Source organism: Halanaerobium sp., assembly GCF_003070835.1.
This window is the reverse complement of record NZ_QBLR01000330.1, coordinates 1-3651: the sequence shown is the minus strand read 5'-3', so window position 1 is coordinate 3651 and position 3651 is coordinate 1. Positions and strand designations below refer to the sequence as shown.

Annotated in this window: 3 protein-coding genes; all 3 read left to right on the top strand. The window is 31.0% G+C overall.

All coding sequences use genetic code 11. The features are described 5' to 3' along the window. Window positions 1-648: A24 family peptidase (locus CI949_RS18440; RefSeq protein WP_290769099.1), on the top strand; the 648-nt coding region annotated here is incomplete at its 5' end. Between the two features lie 32 nt (window positions 649-680). Then, window positions 681-1841 carry a hypothetical protein gene (locus CI949_RS18435; RefSeq protein WP_290769097.1) on the top strand — a complete coding sequence of 387 codons (1161 nt, stop codon included), beginning with the start codon at window positions 681-683 and terminating at the stop codon, window positions 1839-1841. Window positions 1842-1878: 37 nt separating this feature from the next. Next, window positions 1879-3651 (top strand): LamG-like jellyroll fold domain-containing protein (locus tag CI949_RS18430; RefSeq protein WP_290769095.1); only part of this gene is annotated, 1773 nt, incomplete at its 3' end.

Sequence of the window (3651 nt, the reverse complement as noted above, 5' to 3'; positions counted from 1 at the left end):
AGATCGCACTGTACTAACTGTGGAACTACCTTAAAAGTTTTTGATTTAATACCTATATTTAGTTATTTAATCAATAAAGGTAAATGTAGATACTGTGGGGAAAAAATTTCCCTGCAGTATCCATTAATTGAATTATTAACAGCAGTTTTATTTTTGTTAACCTATATCAATTTTGGTTTAACCAGCAAAACTTTTGTCTATCTTTATTTAATTTCACTGCTGATAGCAGCTGCTGTTATTGATTATCAAAGACAGATTATACCAAATAAAATAACTTATGCTGGTTTTATATCAGGTTTGTTTTTTGCTTTAGTATTTAACTATATTTCTATCCAAACAGCAATAATTGGTAGTTTGATTCCTGCCTTATTTCTGCTGTTAATAATTTTAGTTTATCCACAGGGAATGGGTATGGGAGATTTAAAACTGGTTGCTGTGATTGGAACTTTTACAGGCTGGCAGGTTCCGTTAATTGGAATTTTCATTGGTTCTTTTATTGGAGTTATTATGGCACTGCCATTTTTAATCAGCGGCAAATTTAACTCTAAAACTAAATTGCCTTTCGGGCCTTTGATTATTACTGGCAGTTTGATAATGATTTTCTGGCAAGAAGAACTGATTAAATTTTATTTTAATTTATTTCTTTAAAGGTATTATTTTCATGAAAGGAGGCCAGGTTAATGATTAAAAATGAAAAGGCGTTTGCTATGATATTCACCCTGGCTTTACTTGCAGTTGTGCCAGTTATGGCACTTACACTTGCTAATTATAGTCTTAATTCTTTTCAAATTGCAAGAGGCACTAATAATAACACCAAAGCTTATTATATTGCCCGTTCAGGGGCTGAAGCAGCTATTTCTGCCTGGAAAGAAGCAGATGTAGAAAACGGTAGTTTAGAAACAGTTATTTTTGATAATCAGGATAATTTTGTTTTAAAAAGTGAATATCAAGATAATTTTTCTCAGTATGGAGAAATGATAGCCGAAATAGATGTTGAATTCAAAAAGGAGCCTCTTAATCCTGATCAAGAACAGTATGGGTATACAATGTTTACATCAACTGCTAAAATAACTAATTCTTCAGGTGAAGAAACAGTTAAGGCTAGAGTAAGTCCCTATCTAAATGTTAATAGTAAAAGTAGTGCCGAAGAGTTAGGCTGGTATAATTATGATACCGGTCAGATATTGCCTGGTTCAAATGTTGAAGAAACAGCAGTAACCGAAGACTTTTGGGATTGGTTATCAGGTATATTTGGAATCGGATATGAAGCAGAAACAGTAGAAATTAAATATCATGGCCAAATTTTTGGGGCTGTAGAGATAAATACTGATGGTTCTGATTTATACCTACAGAATAACAATAGTAATAATAAGGTTGCTTATTCTGCTAACTCAATCTATTTTAATAATGAGCTTGATTTAAAACAGAGTGGAAATAATCAGGGTGCTTTGATTACAATTGGAGAGAATTTAGTTTTTAGAGAAAGGGTAGAGATTAGAAAAGGTTTTACAAGTTATGGTTCATTGATAATAGGATTACCTGGGGGTTTGGGTTATCAACTTGACGGCTATAGCGGTGATTTTGGTAGAGTTTATTTTAACCAGGGGGTTTATAGTTCTGGTTGGTTCTGGGATAATGAAATTATTGCTCCAGGTTCTGCTTATTATTTTAAAAAAATAACTGAAACAAATGAAAGTGGAGAAATAGTTCAAACTGGTATAGATTTACTTCGCTGGGATGATGGAGATTATGATGAACAGGTTTTAGTACCTATTCCAGCAGATGATCCTAACTATTCACCACCAGTTCCAGAAGAAGAGTATATAATTAATTGGTTTTAATTTATGATTATTGACATATAGATTGGAGGTGTCACAGATGAAGATTAATAAAGGTACGGCAGCATTCACATTGATTGAAGTTTTAATGTCTCTTGTTGTTGTAAGTATTATAATAGCAGGTGTGATGCCTACTGTAATTGAGTCGTTTAAAATAATTAATCGGTCAGCCCAGGAAAATCAACAGGTTTTAGAGTCAGACGGACAGGTGCAGAGTAAAATTCCTACAAATGAGACTTTTACAGGCAGTATTTTCCCGGTTAAATTTAAGAATGAAAATTTAGATACAATTGATGTTAAAGGTAGTTTAATAAAATCAACTATCGATGAAGCTAATTATATTACATTTTTAGCTGATAGACCTTATATTAAACTAAATCCTTATGTTTTGGTTGAGGGATATAAACCTCTAAGTGCTGGCTATGATCCTTCTAAATTATTAGTTGATGCTTATAATACAAACTTCAGTTCTGAATTAACAGAACTAAATATTTATAATAAAAACAATAATAACATACTAAATTCATTTTATATGTTAGATAGCATAAATGAAAATCCGGCAGCACCTTTAGACGATAGAGCTTTTGTTGAGTTGTCATCTGGTTTAACTAATGCTTTTTCTCCATATACAGTAGAAATGGTAACCGAAAGGGATCAAAGTATTGAAGCTGAAGAACCTCAAATTGTAAAAGCTAAATTAGATATTTTGTTACCTAATTTTCTTGCAGCTGGTGATTCTGGGAAAACAGTAGTTTCGGCTGATGGAGATTACTGGGTTAAGCGAGATATTAATGCTGCAAATAAAATTAATTCTGTTTTAAAGGGAAATGAAGAATTCATGCTTTTGGGTGATAATGGGAAAATTAATGTTTTAGCTGACGAAAAAGATTGGAATTCTAATACTATTTCAGTTGACTACACACAGCTTTCTAATGATTTTAATCTTAATTCTGGCATTTATTATACTGAAGGAAACAATGACAAATATAAATTAGTAAGTAATTATGGTGTTTTTGTTAATGGTGATAATACTGGTGGCTGGACCATAAATCCAGATGTTCCTGTTTTTAAGAGTAGTGTTACTGAATTAAATAATAAAGCTTCTTTATATTTTGATGAAGATAAAAACAGTATTAACACTGTTATTTCAGCTTTAGAAGATAAAGAAAGGGCTATATTTTTAGTTGTGAGACCTGAAAAAGGAGCGGAAATATTATTTGATATTAATGATATGTATAGCGATGGTGATGGTGAAAAAATGACTTTATTAAGAAATTCAGAAAATAAACTTCGGCTAGAAATAGATCAGGATTCATATTTGGTTACTGATGAAGTAGTTAATAATGATCAGACTTATTTAATAACTATAAATATGACAGGATCACGTCTGGCAGACATTAATCTTTACATTAATGGTGCTGAAACAATTAATAATATACCTAATAATCAAACTATTAACACTCAAGCTAAAAGAATCTTTTTTGGAAATAACTTTAAAAGTAATAAGCAATTTTCTGGGTATATAGCAGAATTTATTATTTATAATAGAGAATTGTCTAATTCTTCACCTGATTATGAACTTGATAGTTTTAATAATTATTTTTTAGAAAAATATGATATAACAGCACCTGTTGGGACAACACCCCCAGAAATGCCTTCACCTTCATCTGATATAGTTACCTGGTTAGATTCAGAATATTTATCATCAGTAAGTAATGATGATAAGATATTTTCATTACAGAGTTCAGATATGAGAAAAGGTAACACATATAGTTTTGAAAATAATGCTTTAAATTCAATTACTTCAGCTAAT